Genomic DNA, 20,667 nt, shown 5'->3' on the forward strand with positions numbered 1-20,667 from the left:
AAAAAAGCCCCTGAACACTAGTCAGGGGCTTTTCATATTAATGATCTACCTTCACGCGCTTCATAAAGAAAGCGCCAATTAAACCGATAATGGCAACAATCATTGCAAACACAAATGCGTGCTGTACGCCTGCTGTCAAAGCTTGCGGGATGACTGCCGGATCGGCAGGGTTTTTAACTGTATTCATATAATCATGCTGGCCTGCAGCCATAATGCTGACCGCAACCGCTGTTCCGATAGCGCCGGCCATTTGCTGCAGCGTGTTCATAATGGCGGTGCCGTCTGGATAAAATTCACGCGGCAGTTGGTTTAAACCGTTTGTCTGTGCAGGCATCATGATCATAGAAATCCCGATCATCAAGCAGGTGTGCAGGATGATAATCAGCACAGCCGTTGAAGTGGTCGTGACATTTGAGAAGAACCATAGTACAACAGCGACAATCACAAACCCCGGAATGACAAGCCATTTCGGCCCGTATTTATCGAACAAGCGGCCTGTAACAGGGGACATAAATCCATTTAAAATACCGCCCGGCAAGAGAACAAGACCAGATGCAAATGCAGTCAGGACTAAGCCGCCTTGCAGATACATCGGCAGAAGCAGCATAGATGACAGAATGACCATCATACAAATGAATACCATGATCACACCCAAAATAAACATCGGGTATTTGAACGCACGGAGGTTCATCATCGGCTGCTTCATTGTCAGCTGGCGGATTGAAAATAGGATAAGGCCGACAACGCCGACAATCAGCGACACGATAACAGTCGGGCTGGACCATCCCCCGGAGCCTTCACCCGCGTTGCTGAATCCGAACACAATGCCGCCGAAGCCAATCGTCGACAGGATGATAGACAATACATCGATTTTCGGCTTTGTCGTTTCAGATACATTCTGCATATATGCGATACCGAAAACAAGCGCCAGCACAAGGAATGGAAGAGAGATCCAGAAAATCCAGTGCCAGTTGAGATGCTCCAGAACCAATCCTGAGAAAGTCGGGCCGATGGCGGGCGCGAACATAATGACAAGCCCGATCGTTCCCATTGCGGCGCCCCGTTTATGAGGCGGGAAAATCACCAAGATTGTGTTAAACATCAGCGGCAGTAAAAGACCGGTTCCAAGTGCCTGAACGATCCTTGCCGCCAATAAAAACGGGAAGCTTGGCGCGAGTGCCGCGATCAAGGTTCCTATAATTGAAAAGATTAGTGACACGGTAAAAAGCTGTCTTGTTGTGAACCACTGCAACAGCAGTCCTGAAACAGGAACAAGGATACCGAGTACAAGCAGGTAGCCCGTCGTTAACCATTGGACGGTTGCCGCTGTAATGTTCAATTCCTTCATAAGGTCGGTTAACGCAATATTCAGTGCTGTTTCACTGAACATGCCGATAAAACCGGCCAACAGCAAGGAAATCATAATCGGCATCACTTTGTATTGCTGAGATGCTTTAGCTGTTGTTTCCAAAATCATTTCCCCTCTCTATCAACTGCATGTAGTATGTCGTTTTTTTATCTCTTCAGCAGGTCAGGAATGCAGCTGGAGATATGAAGGAGCGGCGTACTGTTTTTTGCCGTCAAAGATAAAAGAATGCCGCCTTCAATCATCGCGTTAACCACAGTGCTGGCTTCTTTTGCACGGTTCTCGCTGCAGCCAGTCTGCCGCAGTTTTTCCTCATATACAGAGGCCCATTCTTTGTAGGCTTCATGACAGGCTTCGCGCAACGGTTCGCTTTTCAATGACGTCTCAGCCGCTAGCAAGCCCACAGGCAAGCCTTCAATGTCTTCCGTACATGAAAACTGGCAGGAGAGCTCCTTCAAAAAGGCTTGAATGCCTTCCGCTGGATCGGTGCAGGCTTCCATGCAGTCCGCGATTTTCTGACGGATATACTCCTTCATCTCATTCACGGCTTCGATCGCAAGCTGTTCTTTACCCCCGGGAAAGTGGTAGTAAAGAGAGCCTTTAGGCGCGCCGCTTTCCTTTATAATCTGGTTCAGCCCCGTGCCGTAATACCCCTGCAGCTGAAAAAGCCGGGTAGCTGCCGAAAGGATTTTCTCACGGGAATCTCCATAACTCATAACATTCCCACCTTACTGAATTGCAATCAAAAATATAGTGACTGGTCTATTATCTTGATTCAATCATCAATTGTCAAGAAAAATTCATTGTATGAAAAGACAAAAAAAGAAGGATATGACAACAAAAAATACTGAGAGAAAAGCTGACTGATCTTTTGACTGAATAGATAAAATGTTCAATGATTAATCATCATATGGATGTAAGGAGAGAAATAGATGAAAAAACAACGAATGCTCGTACTTTTTACTGCACTATTGTTTGTTTTTACCGGATGTTCACATTCTCCTGAAACAAAAGAATCCCCGAAAGAAAAAACGCAGACACAAAAAGTCTCTTCGGCTTCTGCCTCTGCCTCTGAAAAAAAGGATCTGCCGAATATTAGAATTTTAGCGACAGGAGGCACGATAGCTGGTGCCGATCAATCGAAAACCTCAACAACTGAATATAAAGCAGGTGTTGTCGGCGTTGAATCACTGATCGAGGCAGTTCCAGAAATGAAGGACATTGCAAACGTCGGCGGCGAGCAGATTGTTAACGTCGGCAGCACAAATATTGATAATAAAATATTGCTGAAGCTGGCGAAACGCATCAACCACTTGCTCGCTTCAGATGATGTAGACGGAATCGTCGTGACTCATGGAACAGATACATTGGAGGAAACCGCTTATTTTTTGAATCTTACCGTGAAAAGTGATAAACCGGTTGTTATTGTCGGTTCGATGAGACCTTCCACAGCCATCAGCGCTGATGGGCCTTCTAACCTGTACAATGCAGTGAAAGTGGCAGGTGCCCCTGAGGCAAAAGGGAAAGGGACGCTTGTTGTTCTTAACGACCGGATTGCCTCAGCCCGATATGTCACCAAAACAAACACAACCACAACAGATACATTTAAATCAGAAGAAATGGGCTTCGTCGGAACAATTGCAGATGATATCTATTTTAATAATGAGATTACTCGTAAGCATACGAAGGACACGGATTTCTCGGTTTCTAATCTTGATGAGCTGCCGCAGGTTGACATTATCTATGGATACCAAAATGACGGAAGCTACCTGTTTGACGCTGCTGTAAAAGCCGGAGCAAAGGGGATTGTATTTGCCGGTTCTGGGAACGGGTCTTTATCTGACGCAGCCGAAAAAGGGGCGGACAGCGCAGTCAAAAAAGGCGTCACAGTGGTGCGCTCTACCCGCACGGGAAATGGTGTCGTCACACCAAACCAAGACTATGCGGAAAAGGACCTGCTGGCATCGAACTCTTTAAACCCCCAAAAAGCACGGATGTTGCTGATGCTTGCGCTTACCAAAACAAATGATCCTCAAAAAATCCAAGCTTATTTCAATGAGTATTGAAGAAAAGAAGGCGAATAAGCCTTCTTTTTTTGGCTTTTTAGGACCAATAATGACCTCTGAATCTTAAAATTTCTTTAAAAATAAGCCAAAATTACCCTTTACTTAATTAATTTGGTAACGTAATATAATTGAAGAATTTGTTACAAAAAAAGGAGGATATTATGAAATTTGTAAAAAGAAGGATCATTGCACTTGTAACAATTTTGATGCTGTCTGTTACATCGCTGTTTGCGTTGCAGCCGTCAGCAAAAGCCGCTGAACACAATCCAGTCGTTATGGTTCACGGTATTGGAGGGGCATCATTCAATTTTGCGGGAATTAAGAGCTATCTCGTATCTCAGGGCTGGTCGCGGGACAAGCTGTATGCAGTTGATTTTTGGGACAAGACAGGCACAAATTATAACAATGGCCCGGTATTGTCACGATTTGTGCAAAAGGTTTTAGATGAAACGGGTGCGAAAAAAGTGGATATTGTCGCTCACAGTATGGGGGGCGCGAACACACTTTACTACATAAAAAATCTGGACGGCGGAAATAAAGTTGCAAACGTCGTGACGCTTGGCGGCGCGAACCGTTTGACGACAGGCAAGGCGCTTCCGGGAACAGATCCAAATCAAAAGATTTTATACACATCCATTTACAGCAGTGCCGATATGATTGTCATGAATTATTTATCAAGATTAGACGGTGCTAGAAACGTTCAAATCCATGGCGTTGGACACATCGGCCTTCTGTACAGCAGCCAAGTCAACAGCCTGATTAAAGAAGGGCTGAACGGCGGGGGCCAGAATACAAACTAATGAGATAAATAACCTTGAAGAGTCCTATTCTTCAAGGTTATTCTGCTTTCAGCACAATGGTTTTCGCCGCCATATCATGAACGGTTTGTTTTTTCTTCGTAAATGCGGCTGTCAAATAGATCAGGCGGGAGAATACATGCACCCACGCTATGATGTAACGGACAATCGCCTGTAGGAAAGAAATTTTCTCGTGTGTTTCGTCCCTCACGATTTGCAGCCCGATGATTTTTTTGCCCAGTGTGCCCTTCCAATTTGTCAGCGGCATCAGCAAAGGGTACACAATCAGCATCAATATGGCGACAATAATGACACCGGCGGACCCATCGCCAAACGTAAATCCGGCTGCCAAAATCACTGCTGCGGCAATGATTACATCAAGTAAAAGAGCGCAGGCGCGCAGCATGAAACCAGCTAGTTCCAATAGAAACACTCCTTAAAATGTTAAATAAACACCTAATGATTGTAAAAAAGAAGGGCCTAAAGTGGGAATAGGTGATAAGCCTTAAATCACAAAAGTTGGTGAAAATGTCATAGGTAAATTGGCATAATCAGCCAGCTTATCACATTACCAAATTCTTTTTTAGCCCGAAACCAAGCCCTCAGAAGTTATTTTTGTTAAAATAGAAAAGTTACAACAGAATTCGGAGGGTTTATTGTGGGAAAAGTGAAACGAAATGCCCCTTGCCCATGTGGCAGCGGCAAGAAATATAAAAAATGCTGCGGAAGTAAAGTTGTCGACTTCCCGGCGGAACTAGCGGCAAAAGAAGCGAAACAAATTCAGGAAGACTTAGTGGAGTATGCCTTCACAGTACATAGAGAAAGCATTTCAGGCTTTATCAACCAGCATGATTTTCTTTCTGCTATGGACAGACAGACGAAAGACATCAGCGTATTTAATTTGGGTATCTGGGGAATCTTCTTCCACCCGCTTGCTGGTGAGAAGACAATCTTCGAAGAGTACCTTCAGAAAAAAGGCGATTCGATCACTCGTCCGAAAACGCGTGAGATCGTAGAATCATGGCAGAGCATGACGCCTGCTTTATTGCTGCTGAAGGACCTGAAGGAAGGCATCATTCACTTTGAAGATGTCATTACGGCAAAACAATTCGAAGTGGAAATGGACGCCAGCAATCAAGACCTTCCTCCAGTGGGAAGCCTGATTCTTGGATACCCAATCCACGAAGCGGAAAAAGCAGAATTCTTCATGCAGTTCACGATCTTCCCGGTGAAGAGAACAGAAGCGCTGATCAGCAAGGTGAAGAAATATGCGGATGCCGCTGTGAAGGAAGGCAAAACGCCGGAGGACTTCATGAAGCAGGAATTCAACAACGTTCTGTTCGCGTTGTTAGCTGAGAAAGATGAAGAGCCACAAGCAGAGAAAGCGGAAGTAAGCACTGTTGAGTGGGCAAACGACTTGGAGAAAGAAACCGCTGCGGCTATTGAAGAAGGCATGAGCGGGGAAGAGTATCCGACTGAATTGATCCCAGCTGTTATTGACATCTGGAAAACATTCTGCGAGAAAAAATCACCTGTCATCAGAAAGCCGGAAGCTTTTGCGGCGGCAGTTGAATATTATGTAAACGCGATTTCTCTTAACGGCGCGTCCGTTTCTCAAGCTAAACTGGCGAAAAAATACGGCGTCAGCGCATCAACGATTTCCAGCCGTTACAAAGAAATTGAAAGCACGCTGCAAGATGAAGCAGATCGTTTTGCCCAAGCGTTATCCTCATAATGAAAAAAACCTTGAAAAGCCGGGCTTTTCAAGGTTTTTTTATTTCTGAAACGGAATTTTGATTTCTAACCGGAAGATGGGGTGGCGGTAGGTAAAATCCAGCCTGCCAAAAGCGCCCTTCACCAGTTTTTGAATGATATATGTGCCCATGCCTTCATGAGCGCCGTTTTTCGTTGAGCAGCCAAACGCTTGATAAATTGTATCGAGCACTTTTGGGTCCATCCCGGGAGTGCTGTTTTCACAAGTCAGTACATAAAGTCCGCTGCGCAGTGAAGTCTCCAGTTTAATCTCTGCTTTTTCTCGGGTCTCCGCTGCGCTGTCGAGCGCATTTTCTAATATGTTGCCGACCAAGCTGACCTGATCAGCAGGCGAAAACGGAAGGGAAGAAAGCGGTGTATGCATATGCAGCGAAACACTCACATTCGAGGCGCGGGCTTTTTCTAAAAAATCATAAAGCACCCCTGCAACGTACGCGTTCTCTCCTTTCAAAAAACGGTCATATTGACTGAATTGATCCGCCCAGTTTTGAATATATGCTTGTGTATCTGCCTTGGGCTGAGCTGATTTGATTGCAGTGATATGTTTCATTGTGTCATGATTCCGGCTTCTGACATCAATCAGCATTTGATTGGCGTGCTGTTCAGCTTGAGTCAGCTTATCAATTTGATCAGAAAGCCTTGCCTGTAAAGCAGACTGTCCGATACGGAGCCCTTCACACCCTGCAAATATCGCGATTACACATAATGCCTGCATGATGTCTGTGCCGATCAGCACCACTCCCGCCGACATCACTTGAATCACGGCAATCCATGCACAAAGCCCTGAGGAACAGTGTTTCCACACCCGCTTCGTATTCCAAATGTACAATCCTGCAGCAGCTGCGCCTAAAACAGCGGTGAGCCAAGAGACGGCTGTGCTGTGTGAAAAAGCAGCAGCTCCCTGATAACATATGAAACTAAATAAAACCAGATAAAGACATTGAAAAAGGGTAATCACGTTCTGAACTCCTCAAAAGTAGTAGTTTTGAAAATAATCAAGCTGCTGCTTGGTGATCATCGCTTTTTTAGACGTTCCCTCAAAGGAAACTGTGAATGAATGCTTGGTATAAGCGGAAAAATGCTTTATGTAATGAATGTTGATAATAAAGGAACGATGCGAACGAAGAAAATCTTTTTCGGGCAGGTCGCCTTTAATATCATTTAATGTTTGATACGTTTGCACCTCTTCGGCGGTTGTCACAATCGTCGTCGAACGTCCCGTCCGTTCTGCGAAAATAATATCCTTCTTTTGCAGGACGTGCATTTCAGACTTTTGCTTTATCAATATACGCCCATTCAAACTCGTTTCCGTTTTCTTTTTCAAGTAGCGGTCGAAGGAAGCGGCCAGACGGTCGGCATAGTACGGCTTCATAATATAATCATGGACATTTAGGTCAAAGGCGTGAACCGCATAACCGCCGTGACCGGTAACAAAAATCACATCCACATCAAGTGAATGGGATTTGATCAAATCAGCAAGCTCGTAGCCAGACATATGGGGCATCTCGATATCGGCAAGCAGAAGATCAATGTCTCCGTTCTTTACCCGCCTGTAGGCTTCCTTCGCTGAATCGGTGGAAAAGACAATTTCGACGTCCTGCATTCTGGACACGATCGCTTCCAGCTTCTCTAAATCTACTCGATAATCATCTACAAGTCCGACTTTTACCATTATCATTCCCCTAGTTACATAGAATCATCTTTATTCTATCCCATTTCGCGACATAAAAAGAACTCTTCGCGACAACTTTATCCAACTAATCCAGCTTTTCGTATATAGTCATTACTAGAAATAAAGATAAGGGAGATTGTGACATGATTACACTGACCGATTGCAGCCGCAGGTTTCAGGATAAGAAAAAAGTAGTCAAAGCGGTGCGAGATGTAAGCTTAACAATTGAAAAAGGAGAAGTCGTCGGCATTCTCGGAGAAAACGGTGCCGGCAAAACGACGATGCTGAGAATGATTGCTTCCTTGCTTGAACCATCACAGGGTGTAATCACAGTAGACGGCTTTGACACGGTCAAGCAGCCGGCTGAGGTCAAACAAAGAATCGGTGTCTTATTCGGAGGAGAAACCGGGCTTTACGACAGGATGACCGCTAAAGAAAATCTCCAATACTTCGGCAGGCTGTATGGGCTGAACCGCCACGAGATCAAAGCAAGAATAGAAGATTTATCGAAACGGTTCGGCATGCGCGATTATATGAACCGGAGAGTGGGCGGGTTTTCGAAAGGGATGAGGCAGAAAGTCGCCATTGCCAGAGCGCTGATTCACGATCCGGACATCATTTTATTTGATGAGCCGACAACTGGGCTTGATATTACGTCAAGCAACATCTTCCGCGAATTTATACAGCAGCTGAAAAGAGAACAAAAAACGATTCTTTTCTCCAGCCACATTATGGAGGAAGTGCAGGCGCTCTGTGACAGTGTCATCATGATTCACAGCGGAGAGGTGATTTACCGAGGGGCGCTTAAATCACTATACGAGAGCGAGCGCAGTGAGGATTTGAATTACATCTTTATGTCTAAGCTTGTCAGGGGGATTTCTTAAATGCTGAGCCATATTTATAAAAAAGAAATGATCGACGCTTTGCGCGACAGAAAAACGATATTACTCACAATCTTAGTGCCGATGATTATGATGCTTGGACTTGTCTTTTTTTATGAAAGCATGCTGTCCGACAAAGGGGAGCAGTACACGCTGGCTGTCGGCCATTCGCTTCCGCCCGCACTGGAAAGCAAGCTTAATGAGATTGACGAAATCAGCGTAAAAACATTTGCAAAGCCTGAAGAGGCAGTTGATGAAGGAAAAGCAGATGCCTATCTGAACGTCCCGAAAGAGTTCGACTCATATGTCAACAGCATGACACCTTTTAAGGTTGATGTTTACGGCAATTCAATCGATCAAGGGTCGTCAAATGCCATGCAGCTTGTGCAGTCTGCCTTAGATCAGTACAAAAATGAAATTGTGCAGCAACGTTTAACAAATAAGCATATTGATCAATCGGTGATCCAGCCGTTTACAATTCAGCAAAAGGAAGCGGATGAGGAGAAAGGGACTTCCGCTATTATGCTTTCCGCCATTCTGCCCATGCTGATTCTGACTTCCATTGTTTCCGGCGCAATGCCGATCGCTCTTGATATCATGGCCGGTGAAAAGGACCGAAAGTCAATCGAGGCGCTGCTATTAACGCCAGTCAGCAGAAACAAAGTGCTGGTCGGCAAGTGGCTTGCGGTTTCCACTTTTGGCGTGGCTTCAGGTGTATTTGCTTTGGTGTTTTTGATTTTGTCCACTGTGTTATTTACCGAAAATTTAAAAACGGCCTTCCAGCTGGGAGATCATATGTGGAGTGTAATCGGCGCTTCAGCCTTAATCATTGTGCTCTCTGCATTGCTGATATCTGCGATGGAGCTTTTCATCAGCATCATGTCCAGCTCGGTAAAAGAAGCGCAAAGTTATATGTCTCTCGTCGTCTTTCTGCCTGTGTTCCCGATGTTTTTCATCTTCAGCAAGGCACCGAACCAATTTGACTTATCATACTTTCTCATCCCGTTTCTGAACCTGCATGCGTTATTTAAACAGCTTTTATTCGGGATGGTTGACCCGGCTGCCATTTTGTCTACGTCAGGAACCATCGCCGTGCTCATCGCCATCTTCTTTTTACTAGCCAGAGCCTGCTTCCTGAAAGACAAATGGGTTCTCCCAAAATAAACTTGCGAAAGGAGAAATACACTTTCTCCTTTTTGTATATCCTGAAAAAAGAAGGAAAATAGAAAAAGGATATCTAATACAAAAAGTGACCCTGCACTATTTTTCATCAAAATTGGTTTCAAAGGAGAAGGAACAATGGATCAAACACGTACACTCGGCAAAACGAAGCTGAAGGTGAAGCGGATCGGATTCGGCGCGAATGCGGTCGGCGGGCATAATCTATTTCCAAATCTAAATGATGAAACAGGGAAGGATTTAGTGCGCACGGCATTGGATGGCGGCGTCAATTTTATCGATACCGCCTTTATATATGGATTGGGGAGATCTGAAGAATTAATCGGCGAAGTCGTACAGGAACGCGGCGTGCGGAATGAGCTCATCATCTCCACCAAAGGAGCTCATAAAGAAGTGGACGGCAGCATTGAATTAGACAATAGCCGGGAGTTTCTTCGCAGCGAGGTCGAGAAGAGCCTGAAGCGGCTGAAAACAGATTATATTGATTTGTATTATGTTCACTTTCCGGATGGAAAAACACCTCTCGCTGAAGTGGCGGGCACTTTGAAAGAGCTGAAGGATGAGGGGAAAATCAAAGCAATCGGCGCTTCGAACCTCGATTATCAGCAATTGCAGGATTTTAATGCTGATGGCTATTTGGAGGTCTTCCAGGCCGAATATTCTCTCATACAGCGTGATGCCGAGAAAGAGCTTCTTCCATACTGTGAAAAACAAGGCATCTCCTTTATTCCTTACTTTCCGCTTGCGTCCGGACTGCTGACAGGAAAATTCACGCGAGACACAGTCTTTGATGATTTCAGAAAGGATAAACCTCAATTTCAGGGTGAAACGTTTATCCACAATCTCAAAAAAGTAGATAAGCTGAAAGCAGTAGCGGAGGAAAAACAAGTGGATACGGCACATGTCGCCTTGGCGTGGCTGTTAACGAGACCGGCGATTGATGCCATTATTCCAGGAGCTAAACGACCTGAGCAATTACAGGATAACCTGAAAACCTTGAACATTGAACTCACCGAAGATGAAGTGAATTTCATCAGCGACATTTTTAAATAAAAAGGAAATAGCCGTCATGGCTATTTCCTTTTGGTGTTTTATTCTTTGATGAATGCTTCGACTAATTCTGCTGCTCTGTAATCATCCATATCAAGCTGCCATTGGTCGATGTCATTTTTCTTCATTTTTACTTCGACTGTTTTTTCAGATGAAGCAGGTCCAAGCTTTTTAAATTCCTCAGGGTAGACTTGAAGCGCGTATTTCACTGCCTCTTCATAGCTGGCACTAGAGTTTTTACTGTAGTAGTCTTTCACTTTGTCTTCGATACGGTCTGAAAGAGAAGATGCATCTACAGGTTTAACTGTGGCTTCAACAATTGCTTCGTCTTTAGAGATTGAAGTCGTTTTTGCTTGAATGGAAGAGTTTTTGCTTAATCCCTCTTTAATGCCGTTCACGATATTATCAAGCGCTTTGCTGTCCGCATATGTGCTGGAAAGGCCGGAAGCTGAGAGATAACCGTCTTTGGCTGATTCATTGAAATCATTTACAATTTCATTTTTGTTAGCGCCGGTGATTTTTTCGAAATCGGCGTTATCTTTGCCGAAAAGAAGGACATCAACATAAGCTGATAACGCTTTTGCAGAATCTTGGAGCTTATCTGCCGTCGCCAGGATTTTTTTGTCTTTTCCGTCAATTTTAAAAGTAACTGATTTTGGCTTTTTATCACCGTAAGATTCCGGCGTATAGTTAAGCTCGTATTGCTTGCCTTTATCTACAACGAAGAAAAGATTTCCTTCAACGGATTTGTCAGCGTTAATGGTGCTGCCTTGAAGCTTTTCGCTATAGTCTTCAGGGTCTGTGTCAGACATTTTGGTATCACCTTGATACAATGTGAAATCCATACTGTCTACATTCAGCGGGTCTTTTCCTGTGTTTTTCACCGCGACATTGACTTTTAACACGAGCTGGTCATCTGAAGTGGACTTATCATATTTAGACGGAAGTGTGTAAGAGACATCCTTGATTTTGACTTGAGCTATATCTGAGCTTTTTTCTGTTTCTGATTCTTTCTTCTCCGCGCTTGTTTTGCTGCCGGAACAAGCAGCTGTAAACATCATCAGCAGAAGAATTAGGAAAACAGCGTACGTTTTTTTCTGAAACATTCATTTTTCCTCCTCAAATGGTTTAGGAAAGGGGAGTCTTTTGTCTTTGAGAAATGGATCTTTTTGAATGGATTAGCATCATATAACCAAAAAAATCAGTTCTTTTCTCACGGTTCTCACCGGATTTTCTGGAAACTCCGCCCTCCTTTGTCATGAATGGACCTATAAAAAGTTACAACGGAATTAATTTTAAGGTTATTAGCTTTTATATTGAATAGGTTCATCATCCTATTTTTGGTGAAAAATGTTCTGGTAAAACTGGTAAACTCAGAAAACTGTGTATTTTAGACTATTACTTTTTGATTAGTTGGAGGGAACTTAAGAAGGATGAAAGGGGCCGCCTTTGTGAAGAAAGAGGGACTGAAACAAAAAGCACTGGAAATCGGCCGGGTGCCGACACACTTAAAACTGGAAATTGAAGATTATGGCGGTGATGATAAAAGAGCTCATTTTTGTTGGGCAGATCCTCAGGATGAGAATACCGGCATTATCGTGGAGCTTGGACCGGACGGAGAGCTGGAATCCCTTTCCCGTGATATTGAGCCTGAAAGCGGAGAAAGGCTGTCTGAGGAGAAACTAGAGGATATCATGCGCCAATTTGTCGAGACTCATCATCCGGGGGCACTCTCTGCCTTTGTTCGTGAAGAAAATGACCGTGCATACGGCGATAAAGTGAGATTTTCATATGTTCAAATGGAGGCTGGGCTTCCTCTCCCCATGAGCGGATTTATGGCTGATGTTTCCTTATCAGGTGAGATTGTTTACTTCCGTTATTACGGCGAAGCGGGCAGCATCATCAAGCCAAAGCGGGTCGCGGATGTTGAAGAGGCACTTGCCTTTATCAAGAAGGACGTGGAGTTCGACCTTTTGTTTCAGGTTCTCCATCGTTCTGTTTACAAAAACGGAGATGATCAGCCGCATTTGGTGTACGAGCCTGAATGTAGGGCGATTACCGTACCTGCGGATTTGGTTCAAGAAGAACAAGCAGTTGATGATGACGATGATTACAGGGAGCCGGAGAGCTTTCCTCTCCCTTTATTCGAGGGCATCCGCGAAAAGGCCGATCCTGACAGCATGATTGGTATTGAAAATGGGTTTGTCAAAGAGCGGGAAGCGGATTTGGGAGATGGGAGAATTGGAATCGTTTGGCGGAATCCGGATGACCCTGTGTATCAGCCGGCGGATAAAAGCATGGACAGCTGGTTTAAGGGACGGACTCATCAAGTGCTGAAAACCATCTATAACAAAGAAACCGGAAAACTCGAAGGCGTCATGTCATTTATGGAGAAAAAAGGGCCGCTGACAGTAACCTTGGCAGAGTGTGAAAAAATCGCGCTTCGCTTTCTATTTGCTTTATTTCCGAATGCCGATCAATATTTTAGGATCAGATACGACGAAAAAGATGAAGAAGAAAACGCAGTCGCTGGTTTTACGTTTGAAGCGCATTGTCACGGAGTTCCGATCCGATTTGGGCAGATCAGAATTTGTGTCAGCCGCCAGACAGGGGATATCACTGTTTATATGGGACCGGATATTGACCCAAATAAGCTGGCAGCCATTGATCCCATTCCGGCCATTTCAGTTGAACAAGCCAAGGCTATCTTTTGGCAGCATTTTAAAGTTGAGCTTGGCTGGGAAAGAGAGTACGGAGATGATGAAGAACACAGCTACCGGCTCGTCTATAAGCCGGTGTATCCGCGTTTTATCGATGCACATACAGGAGAGCCTGTCTTCAGCTCATGGTAAAACAGCCAAAAGTCACGCAATTGCCTCAGGCATAGAAGAGAGTGCGTGATGAAAGTAACAGAAAGAATCTCGAAAAACAATGACAATAATAGAAAAGGACCTTTCTTCACTTTAAAAGAAGAAAGGTCTTTTTATATAATAAACAGGATTCTCTTTGTCGTAGACTCTTTGAAAGGGATGACTTCATTGGTTAATAAACAGCTGAAAAAGAAGGCGCAGGAGATCGGAAATGTACCGACGCATTATGAGCTTGAGATAGAAGATTACGACCAAAAGCAAAAGAAGAACGGGCAGGCATATTTTATCTGGAAGGACCCTAAAGATCCGGAAAAGCACATTACAGTTGAACTTAGAAATGACGGCGCTTTGCTCACCTTTTCAACAACTGTCCGCTCCGAACCAGACAAACAACTTCCAGATGCCGAGCTGAAGCTGACGGCTCTTCAGTTTGCCGCTGCCAATCATCCCGGCACATTTATGAATTTTCATTTTCAAGGCAAGGAAGAACGGGGGCAGCACATCCGGTTTGTCTATACCAAAATGGAGCTGGGGCTTCCGATTCCCAATTCCGGCTTTTTAATTGATATGACACGCAGCGGTCAGATTGTCCACTTTCTATATTACGGGGAAGGGCATAAAGCCGAAGTTCCGACGGAATTTGTAGCAAAAGAGAAGGTTGTGTCCCATTACTTAAACACAATGTCTTTTGAGCTGATGTACGATGTCATTGATGGCGAACAGGAACCAAGGCTTGTTTATGAACCGATTCTCCCGGGATACAGCTATCCCGCAGATGTAGACGAAATTGTGCCCGACCAGCATATCGCAGATGAAAGAATAGAAAACACGGCGCCACTGCCGCCGCTTCAGAACAAGGAAGAAGTTGATATATTTGCCTTGCTGGGTTTTACCTCTGATATGCAGAAAGTCAGTGAAAGAGACTTTGGAGAACAAATTGGAAGCACATGGCGCAGGGGCGCTGCGCCGGAGCGTAAGGATTTAAGCATAGGAAGCTATTTTGAAACGAGAAATAAAAACACAATCAAAATGAAGACGGATAAAAGAACCGGAAAATTAAAAGCAGCGCTTTCTTTTATGGAGCGGCAGAACAACCGCCAATGCTCCACGGAAGAATGCCAAGAGATAGCGCTTCAATTTTTGTATGCCCTCTATCCGAGAGCGGCTGAGTTTTTCAGGGTGAATCCCGTCCGAATTGATGAAAGAGGGAGAGTCCGCAACCATTTTTCTGTCTGGTATAAAGGAGTGCCGCTGCGGTTCGGCGCTGCCCGCATCATTGTCAATCCGGAAACTGGGTTGGTTGACGCTTTTATGGCGCCTGATATTGAACCTGAACAATTGGAAGCGATAAATCACAGGCCGGATGTTTCCGCTGAAGAAGCGAGAGAAGCGTTTTTAGGCGCTTTTGATGTGAAGCTGGAATGGCAGCCTGATTTTACAGCAGGCAGTGACCAGCACTACAAACTTGTCTATAAGCCGGTTTACCCTTCCTATATTGATGCGCACATAAGGAAAAAGAAAAGGCTGTGAGGGGTGTCTAGTTATGAATCATCTCCAAGTGGGGGTAGTCCTTGAATCGTTTCCAATCCCCGCCCCATTCAAAACCGAGTGTCTTAGCGATCTCGACAACCTCCAGCCAATCTGATTTTCCGTTTTGATTGCCGTCATATTCCATATCCCATATGATGCTCCCATCCTTTTTTTGAAGGGCGAAATCAATCGCTAAACCATAGTTATGATACGATTCCCCTCCTCTTGCATAGGTGACAATATTCCCTTTTTTTGTACGTCCCTGTTTATATAATTCATCTTGTTCCTTAAAGGACCTGAATCCTTCAGTAATGACGACGGTAATGCCTTTATTCGCTGCAGCGGCTTTGAGTGCATCGGCATTCTGCTTCACAATCGGATGAAGATCCGAGGGGACAGGCATGTCCTGCAAGGCGTTTTGAGAATGCCATTCATGCCGAATATAACTAAAACAAAGATCTAGAAGAAATAGAATACATAAGATAACAAATGTTTTTGCGGGTAACTTCATATCGGTCTCACTTTCTCAAGATGTGCTGAATGTTAACGCTTTTAAGTGATTGACTCTCTCTAAAAGCGAACAGCTATGATAAAATATAACATAAATAGTAGCAGGAGGAAGGAGGCAGACCGATGAGAGCAAAGATTCCATCAGAAGAAGTAGCAGTAAAGCTGAATGAATGGTACAAGCTCATTCGCGCATTTGAAGCAGATCAAGCAGAAGCGTTAAAGCAGGAGATTGAATACGATTTAGAAGATATGGAAGAGAACCAGGACTTGCTTTTATATTTTTCTTTGATGGAATTCCGGCATCGAATCATGCTTGATAAGCTGATGCCGGTGAAAGACAGCGACACCAAGCCTCCGTTCTCTGATATGCTGAACGAAATTGAAAGCAATCAGCAAAAACTCACGGGCTTACTGGAATACTACTTTTATTATTTCAGAGGAATGTACGAATTCAAGCAGAAAAATTTCATATTAGCGATTGACCATTATAAACATGCCGAGGAGAAGCTCGAGTATGTCGAGGATGAGATCGAAAAAGCTGAGTTTCTTTTTAAAGTCGCAGAAGTGTATTATCACATCAAACAAACGTATTTTTCCATGAATTATGCGAGCCAGGCGCTTGATATCTATACGAAATATGAACTGTACGGTCGCCGCCGGGTTCAGTGTGAATTTATCATCGCCGGAAATTTGACCGATGTGTATCATCATGAAAAAGCACTGACCCACTTGTGCAGCGCTTTAGAACATGCCAGGCAGCTTGAAGAAGCGTACATGATCGCCGCTGCCTATTATAATGTCGGACACTGTAAGTACAGTCTGGGTGATTACAAAGAAGCGGAGGGCTATTTCAAAACAGCCGCCGCCATTTTTGAGGAGCACAACTTTCAGCAAGCTGTTCAAGCTGTATTTTCACTGACCCATATCTACTGTAAAGAGGGAAAATACGACAAGGCAGTAGAGGCGTATGACCGCGGGATAAAGAGCGCGGCTGAATGGGAGGATGACATGTACTTGACGAAATTCCGCCTCATTCATGAGCTGTATCTTGGAAGCGGCGACCTGAACGTGCTTACAGAATGCTTTGACCTGCTGGAATCCAGGCAGCTTCTTGCTGACGCCGAAGATCTGCTGCATGATACAGCGGAACGTTTCAATCAGCTGGAACATTACGAGTCCGCCGCTTTCTTTTACCGCAGGCTGATGAATATTAAAAAGAAGCTTGCCGAGCAGCGTTTTCAATAGGAAATGGCAGAGAACTACAGGTTCTCTGCTTTTTTTGTGCTGTTTTCAACTCGGAAAAACAGGGTATTTTCCACTGCATAGTGAGAAACAGAGGAGGATATCAAGTATGTACAAAGATTTAACCGGAAAAACAGCGATTGTGACAGGGTCTTCAAAAGGAATCGGGAAAGCCATTGCGGAACGGTTCGGACAGGAGAGAATGAATGTTGTTGTAAACTACCACAGCGACCCGTCTGGAGCCGATGAAACCCTGGAAATCATTAAACAGAACGGAGGGAAAGCCGTCGCAGTTGAGGCGGACGTGTCAAAAGAAGAGGGGATTCAGGCGCTCTTGGACACAGCTTTAGAGCATTTCGGCACGCTCGATGTGATGGTAAACAACTCTGGTTTTAACGGCGTTGAGGCGATGCCGCATGAGATGAGTCTTGAAGATTGGCAGAGAGTGATTGATGTCAATGTTACCGGAACCTTTCTGGGAGCGAAAGCAGCACTTAACCACATGATGAAAAACAATATCAAGGGCAATGTGCTGAATATCTCAAGTGTTCACCAGCAGATTCCGCGCCCTGTAAACGTTCAGTATTCCACATCCAAAGGCGGCATCAAGATGATGACGGAAACGCTGGCGCTCAATTATGCGGATAAGGGAATCCGCGTCAATGCGATAGCGCCCGGCACCATTGCCACAGAATCAAATGTTGATACGAAAAAGGAAGAGAGCAGGCAAAAACAATTGAAAAAAATCCCGATGAAGGCCTTCGGAAAGCCTGAAGAAGTGGCGGCAGCAGCAGCTTGGCTCGTATCTGAGGAAGCAAGCTATGTGACCGGCGCAACACTTTTCGTCGACGGCGGAATGACACTTTATCCGTCTCAGCTTGAATAGAAGACAAAACAGGGGGATTGCGGGATGAAAACGGACTGGTGGAAGGATGCAGTGGTGTACCAAATTTACCCGAGAAGCTTTCAGGACAGCAATGGAGACGGAATTGGGGACTTGCGGGGGATTATTTCCCGTCTTGACTACATAAAGGAGCTCGGGGCAGATGTGATTTGGATTTGCCCGATCTATCCTTCTCCGAATGTTGATTACGGCTATGATGTGACAAACCATAAGGCGATTATGGATTCTTACGGAACAATGGACGATTTTCACGAGCTGCTGGACCAGGTGCATCAGCGGGGATTAAAGCTGGTGATGGACTTTGTGTTAAATCACACCTCGGTCGAGCATCCGTGGTTTAAAGAAGCGGAGCTGGACAAAAACAGCAAATACCGCAGCTATTATTATTGGCGTCCCGGCACAAAGAACGGCCCGCCGACGGACTGGCTCTCAAACTATGGATGCCCGGTCTGGCAATACGAAGAGCACACCGGAGAATACTATCTCCATATGAATGCCGTCAAACAAGCTGATTTAAACTGGGAAAATCCCGAAGTTCGCCAGGCGGTGTATGACATGATGAAATTTTGGCTCGATAAAGGGGTCGACGGTTTGCGAATTGATCAGCTCCATCTCATTTCTAAGAAAGAATATCTTCCTTCGTATGAGGACTATATCAATCAGCAGGCAGAGCCGAAGCCTTTTCAGCCAAATGGCGAACAAATCCATGACTATTTAAAAGAAATGACAGATGAAGTGTTTTCCCAATATGATGTCATGTCTGTCGGAGAGGTCGGCAGTGTCACACCGGAAGAAGGCCTGAAATATACGGGAACAGATAAGCATGAGCTGAATATGATTTTTCACTTTCAGCATATGGAGCTTGATCAGCAGCCCGGAAAAGAACATTGGGATTTGAAGCCCCTTGAGCTTTCTGATTTAAAATCGGTTTTGACAAAATGGCAAAAGAAGCTTGAACATCAAGGCTGGAATACATTGTTTTGGTGCAACCACGACCAGCCCCGGATTGTGTCCAGATTCGGAGACGATGGGGAATACCGCAAAGCATCAGCGAAAATGCTGGCAACCGTACTTTATTTTATGAAGGGCACGCCGTATATTTATCAGGGAGAAGAAATCGGGATGACAAACGCGCCGTTCACCCGGATTGAAGACTACAAAGATATCCAAACGATCAATATGTATCATAAACGGGTGTTTGAAAAAGGCTATGATCCAAATGATGTGATGAGATCGATCTTAGCCAAAAGCCGGGATCACGCCCGGACCCCGATGCAGTGGAACAGCGGCAAAAATGCCGGATTTACTGACGGCACGCCTTGGCTGAAGGTCAACCCAAACTTCACCGCAATCAATGTGGAGGAAGCGCAGGGAGATCCTGATTCTGTCTTAATCTATTACAAAAAGCTGATCAGCCTGAGAAAGCAGTATGCTGACCTCATGAAAGGGAGCTTTGATCTTTTGCTTCCGGATGATCCGCAGTTGTTTGTATACATGAGAGAAAACAGTAAACAGCAGCTTTTGTCGGTCAATAATTTTTCAAAAGAGCAGGCTGTTTTTCAGTGGCCTAAGAACTGCGGCAAAGCTCAGGCCTCTCTGCTTCTCAGCAATTATAACAACGATGATCTTGCTGACGAAATGGTGTTCCGGCCTTATGAGAGCAGGGTCTATCTTCTGGACAAAACAAACTAATGATTGAAGTAGCCCGGCATTCTTAGCCGGGTTTTTTTAGTACATATATTCGCTCTGCAGGCGGGAAGAATAAATGAAAATGAAATTTATTCTTGCAAAACGTAATGACTTCGGTTTATTATGATATAGGATTACAAAATCGTTATCATTTTGATTTAAAGTTACTGAAAAAGAGGGGATATACGATATGTTTAAAAAATGGAGCGGTTTGTTTGTGATTGCAGCGTGCTTTTTATTAGTTGCAGCATGCGGCAACTCATCAACAAAAGGGTCGGCGGATTCAAAGGATGATAAACTGCACGTTGTCACAACGTTCTACCCGATGTATGAATTCACAAAACAAATTGTAAAAGACAAAGGCGATGTGGATCTGTTAATCCCATCTTCCGTTGAACCGCATGATTGGGAACCGACGCCGAAAGACATTGCCAACATTCAGGATGCTGATTTGTTCGTTTATAATAGTGAATACATGGAGACATGGGTTCCGTCAGCTGAAAAAAGCATGGGCCAAGGCCATGCCGTTTTCGTTAATGCAAGCAAAGGCATTGATTTAATGGAAGGCTCTGAAGAAGAACACGAAGAGCATGAGCACAGTCATGCAATGGACCCTCACGTATGGCTCAGCCCTGTTCTGGCACAGAAGGAAGTTAAAAATATTACAGCGCAAATCGTGAAGCAGGACCCGGATAACAAAGAATACTATGAGAAAAATAGTAAAGAATATATTGCAAAACTGCAGGATCTTGATAAACTATATCGTACAACCGCAAAAAAAGCGGAGAAAAAAGAATTTATCACGCAGCATACAGCTTTTGGCTATCTGGCAAAAGAATACGGCTTGAAGCAGGTTCCGATTGCAGGGCTGTCACCTGACCAAGAACCGAGCGCAGCCAGCTTGGCAAAGCTGAAAACATATGCCAAAGAACATAATGTAAAAGTTATTTACTTTGAAGAAATTGCATCCTCAAAGGTCGCAGATACGCTCGCCAGTGAAATCGGCGCAAAGACAGAAGTGCTGAATACACTGGAAGGCTTGAGCAAAGAAGAACAGGATAAAGGTTTAGGGTATATCGACATTATGAAACAAAACCTCGATGCCCTGAAAGATTCACTATTGGTTAAATCATAAGAT

At 44.5% G+C, this 20,667-nt stretch carries 20 protein-coding genes; 12 read left to right on the top strand and 8 right to left on the bottom strand.

Annotated elements, in window-relative coordinates; translation table 11 throughout:
• Nucleotides 1-37: 37 nt before the first annotated feature.
• Both lmr(B) and lmrA read right to left on the bottom strand, forming a co-directional pair.
• Complete coding sequence (gene lmr(B), locus NSQ16_RS01555; protein ID WP_128473559.1) at nt 38-1,477, bottom strand: lincomycin efflux MFS transporter Lmr(B); 1,440 nt, start codon at nt 1,475-1,477, stop codon at nt 38-40.
• 38 nt (nt 1,478-1,515) lie between these two features.
• Nucleotides 1,516-2,082 (bottom strand): transcriptional regulator LmrA, encoded by a 567-nt coding sequence (gene lmrA / locus NSQ16_RS01560; RefSeq protein WP_029317230.1) that lies wholly within the window; start codon nt 2,080-2,082, stop codon nt 1,516-1,518.
• Between the two features lie 216 nt (nt 2,083-2,298).
• On the opposite strand from lmrA, the gene ansZ reads away from it, so the two are divergent.
• Both ansZ and lipA read left to right on the top strand, forming a co-directional pair.
• Nucleotides 2,299-3,432 carry an asparaginase AnsZ gene (gene ansZ, locus NSQ16_RS01565; RefSeq protein WP_230488373.1) on the top strand — a complete coding sequence of 378 codons (1,134 nt, stop codon included), beginning with the start codon at nt 2,299-2,301 and terminating at the stop codon, nt 3,430-3,432.
• Between the two features lie 161 nt (nt 3,433-3,593).
• Complete coding sequence (lipA, locus tag NSQ16_RS01570; protein ID WP_003246250.1) at nt 3,594-4,232, top strand: lipase LipA; 639 nt, start codon at nt 3,594-3,596, stop codon at nt 4,230-4,232.
• Nucleotides 4,233-4,269: 37 nt separating this feature from the next.
• Here the strand turns inward: lipA and NSQ16_RS01575 are convergent, their stop codons facing one another.
• A complete protein-coding gene (locus tag NSQ16_RS01575) occupies nt 4,270-4,653 on the bottom strand; it encodes an RDD family protein (RefSeq protein WP_029317228.1) in 384 nt (127 codons plus the stop codon).
• Between the two features lie 234 nt (nt 4,654-4,887).
• Here NSQ16_RS01575 and NSQ16_RS01580 point away from each other — a divergent pair, with 234 nt between their 5' ends.
• Nucleotides 4,888-5,964, top strand: a complete 1,077-nt coding sequence (locus NSQ16_RS01580) for a helix-turn-helix domain-containing protein (RefSeq protein ID WP_003234762.1) — start codon at nt 4,888-4,890, stop codon at nt 5,962-5,964.
• Nucleotides 5,965-6,003: 39 nt separating this feature from the next.
• Here NSQ16_RS01580 and natK read toward each other — a convergent pair whose 3' ends face one another.
• Together natK and natR are read right to left on the bottom strand one after the other, a co-directional pair.
• Nucleotides 6,004-6,960: a two-component system sensor histidine kinase NatK gene (natK, locus tag NSQ16_RS01585; protein ID WP_230488372.1), complete on the bottom strand. Its 957-nt coding sequence runs from the start codon at nt 6,958-6,960 to the stop codon at nt 6,004-6,006.
• Between the two features lie 12 nt (nt 6,961-6,972).
• The gene (gene natR, locus NSQ16_RS01590; protein ID WP_003234759.1) at nt 6,973-7,674 is read right to left on the bottom strand and encodes a two-component system response regulator NatR; all 702 of its coding nucleotides are present in this window, start codon (nt 7,672-7,674) and stop codon (nt 6,973-6,975) included.
• 143 nt (nt 7,675-7,817) lie between these two features.
• On the opposite strand from natR, the gene natA reads away from it, so the two are divergent.
• The 3 genes from natA to NSQ16_RS01605 all read left to right on the top strand — a co-directional run bounded on the left by natA (nt 7,818) and on the right by NSQ16_RS01605 (nt 10,787).
• Nucleotides 7,818-8,558: a sodium ABC transporter ATP-binding protein NatA gene (gene natA / locus NSQ16_RS01595; RefSeq protein WP_230488371.1), complete on the top strand. Its 741-nt coding sequence runs from the start codon at nt 7,818-7,820 to the stop codon at nt 8,556-8,558.
• Nucleotides 8,559-9,719 (top strand): sodium ABC transporter permease NatB, encoded by a 1,161-nt coding sequence (gene natB, locus NSQ16_RS01600; protein WP_003234755.1) that lies wholly within the window; start codon nt 8,559-8,561, stop codon nt 9,717-9,719.
• A gap of 135 nt (nt 9,720-9,854) precedes the next feature.
• On the top strand, nt 9,855-10,787 hold the full coding sequence (locus tag NSQ16_RS01605) for an aldo/keto reductase (protein ID WP_088467508.1): 933 nt from the start codon (nt 9,855-9,857) through the stop codon (nt 10,785-10,787).
• A 38-nt stretch (nt 10,788-10,825) separates the two neighbouring features.
• On the opposite strand, the gene NSQ16_RS01610 is transcribed toward NSQ16_RS01605, so the two are convergent.
• Together NSQ16_RS01610 and NSQ16_RS01615 are read right to left on the bottom strand one after the other, a co-directional pair.
• Nucleotides 10,826-11,890, bottom strand: coding sequence for a DUF4352 domain-containing protein (locus NSQ16_RS01610; RefSeq protein WP_003234750.1), 1,065 nt, complete (start codon nt 11,888-11,890; stop codon nt 10,826-10,828).
• A 22-nt stretch (nt 11,891-11,912) separates the two neighbouring features.
• On the bottom strand, nt 11,913-12,044 hold the full coding sequence (locus NSQ16_RS01615; protein ID WP_003246334.1) for a hypothetical protein: 132 nt from the start codon (nt 12,042-12,044) through the stop codon (nt 11,913-11,915).
• Nucleotides 12,045-12,217: 173 nt separating this feature from the next.
• Here NSQ16_RS01615 and NSQ16_RS01620 point away from each other — a divergent pair, with 173 nt between their 5' ends.
• Both NSQ16_RS01620 and NSQ16_RS01625 read left to right on the top strand, forming a co-directional pair.
• The gene (locus NSQ16_RS01620; RefSeq protein WP_129138107.1) at nt 12,218-13,636 is read left to right on the top strand and encodes a YcdB/YcdC domain-containing protein; all 1,419 of its coding nucleotides are present in this window, start codon (nt 12,218-12,220) and stop codon (nt 13,634-13,636) included.
• Between the two features lie 186 nt (nt 13,637-13,822).
• Nucleotides 13,823-15,184 carry a YcdB/YcdC domain-containing protein gene (locus NSQ16_RS01625; protein WP_129138221.1) on the top strand — a complete coding sequence of 454 codons (1,362 nt, stop codon included), beginning with the start codon at nt 13,823-13,825 and terminating at the stop codon, nt 15,182-15,184.
• Between the two features lie 7 nt (nt 15,185-15,191).
• On the opposite strand, the gene cwlK is transcribed toward NSQ16_RS01625, so the two are convergent.
• On the bottom strand, nt 15,192-15,695 hold the full coding sequence (gene cwlK / locus NSQ16_RS01630) for a peptidoglycan L-alanyl-D-glutamate endopeptidase CwlK (RefSeq protein ID WP_106074159.1): 504 nt from the start codon (nt 15,693-15,695) through the stop codon (nt 15,192-15,194).
• 122 nt (nt 15,696-15,817) lie between these two features.
• Here cwlK and rapJ point away from each other — a divergent pair, with 122 nt between their 5' ends.
• The 4 genes from rapJ (at nt 15,818) to NSQ16_RS01650 (ending at nt 20,664) form a co-directional block, all read left to right on the top strand.
• Nucleotides 15,818-16,939 carry a response regulator aspartate phosphatase RapJ gene (gene rapJ / locus NSQ16_RS01635; RefSeq protein ID WP_003246478.1) on the top strand — a complete coding sequence of 374 codons (1,122 nt, stop codon included), beginning with the start codon at nt 15,818-15,820 and terminating at the stop codon, nt 16,937-16,939.
• Between the two features lie 106 nt (nt 16,940-17,045).
• A complete protein-coding gene (locus tag NSQ16_RS01640) occupies nt 17,046-17,822 on the top strand; it encodes an SDR family oxidoreductase (protein ID WP_029726977.1) in 777 nt (258 codons plus the stop codon).
• 24 nt (nt 17,823-17,846) lie between these two features.
• The gene (locus NSQ16_RS01645; protein ID WP_326145521.1) at nt 17,847-19,532 is read left to right on the top strand and encodes an alpha-glucosidase; all 1,686 of its coding nucleotides are present in this window, start codon (nt 17,847-17,849) and stop codon (nt 19,530-19,532) included.
• Between the two features lie 187 nt (nt 19,533-19,719).
• Nucleotides 19,720-20,664 (top strand): metal ABC transporter substrate-binding protein, encoded by a 945-nt coding sequence (locus tag NSQ16_RS01650; protein WP_230488368.1) that lies wholly within the window; start codon nt 19,720-19,722, stop codon nt 20,662-20,664.
• Nucleotides 20,665-20,667: the final 3 nt, after the last annotated feature.

The organism is Bacillus sp. PS108 (genome assembly GCF_037963335.1).
GTDB lineage: Bacteria > Bacillota > Bacilli > Bacillales > Bacillaceae > Bacillus > Bacillus subtilis.

Coding starts and splice junctions, on each gene's coding strand:
- ansZ (WP_230488373.1), top strand. CDS start 2,299: ATGAAAAAACAACGAATGCTCGTACTTTTTACTGCACTATTGTTTGTT.
- NSQ16_RS01620 (WP_129138107.1), top strand. CDS start 12,218: ATGAAAGGGGCCGCCTTTGTGAAGAAAGAGGGACTGAAACAAAAAGCA.
- NSQ16_RS01640 (WP_029726977.1), top strand. CDS start 17,046: ATGTACAAAGATTTAACCGGAAAAACAGCGATTGTGACAGGGTCTTCA.
- natA (WP_230488371.1), top strand. CDS start 7,818: ATGATTACACTGACCGATTGCAGCCGCAGGTTTCAGGATAAGAAAAAA.
- rapJ (WP_003246478.1), top strand. CDS start 15,818: ATGAGAGCAAAGATTCCATCAGAAGAAGTAGCAGTAAAGCTGAATGAA.
- NSQ16_RS01615 (WP_003246334.1), bottom strand. CDS start 12,044: ATGACAAAGGAGGGCGGAGTTTCCAGAAAATCCGGTGAGAACCGTGAG.
- NSQ16_RS01605 (WP_088467508.1), top strand. CDS start 9,855: ATGGATCAAACACGTACACTCGGCAAAACGAAGCTGAAGGTGAAGCGG.
- NSQ16_RS01610 (WP_003234750.1), bottom strand. CDS start 11,890: ATGTTTCAGAAAAAAACGTACGCTGTTTTCCTAATTCTTCTGCTGATG.
- NSQ16_RS01650 (WP_230488368.1), top strand. CDS start 19,720: ATGTTTAAAAAATGGAGCGGTTTGTTTGTGATTGCAGCGTGCTTTTTA.
- NSQ16_RS01645 (WP_326145521.1), top strand. CDS start 17,847: ATGAAAACGGACTGGTGGAAGGATGCAGTGGTGTACCAAATTTACCCG.
- lipA (WP_003246250.1), top strand. CDS start 3,594: ATGAAATTTGTAAAAAGAAGGATCATTGCACTTGTAACAATTTTGATG.
- cwlK (WP_106074159.1), bottom strand. CDS start 15,695: ATGAAGTTACCCGCAAAAACATTTGTTATCTTATGTATTCTATTTCTT.
- natB (WP_003234755.1), top strand. CDS start 8,559: ATGCTGAGCCATATTTATAAAAAAGAAATGATCGACGCTTTGCGCGAC.
- natR (WP_003234759.1), bottom strand. CDS start 7,674: ATGGTAAAAGTCGGACTTGTAGATGATTATCGAGTAGATTTAGAGAAG.
- lmrA (WP_029317230.1), bottom strand. CDS start 2,082: ATGAGTTATGGAGATTCCCGTGAGAAAATCCTTTCGGCAGCTACCCGG.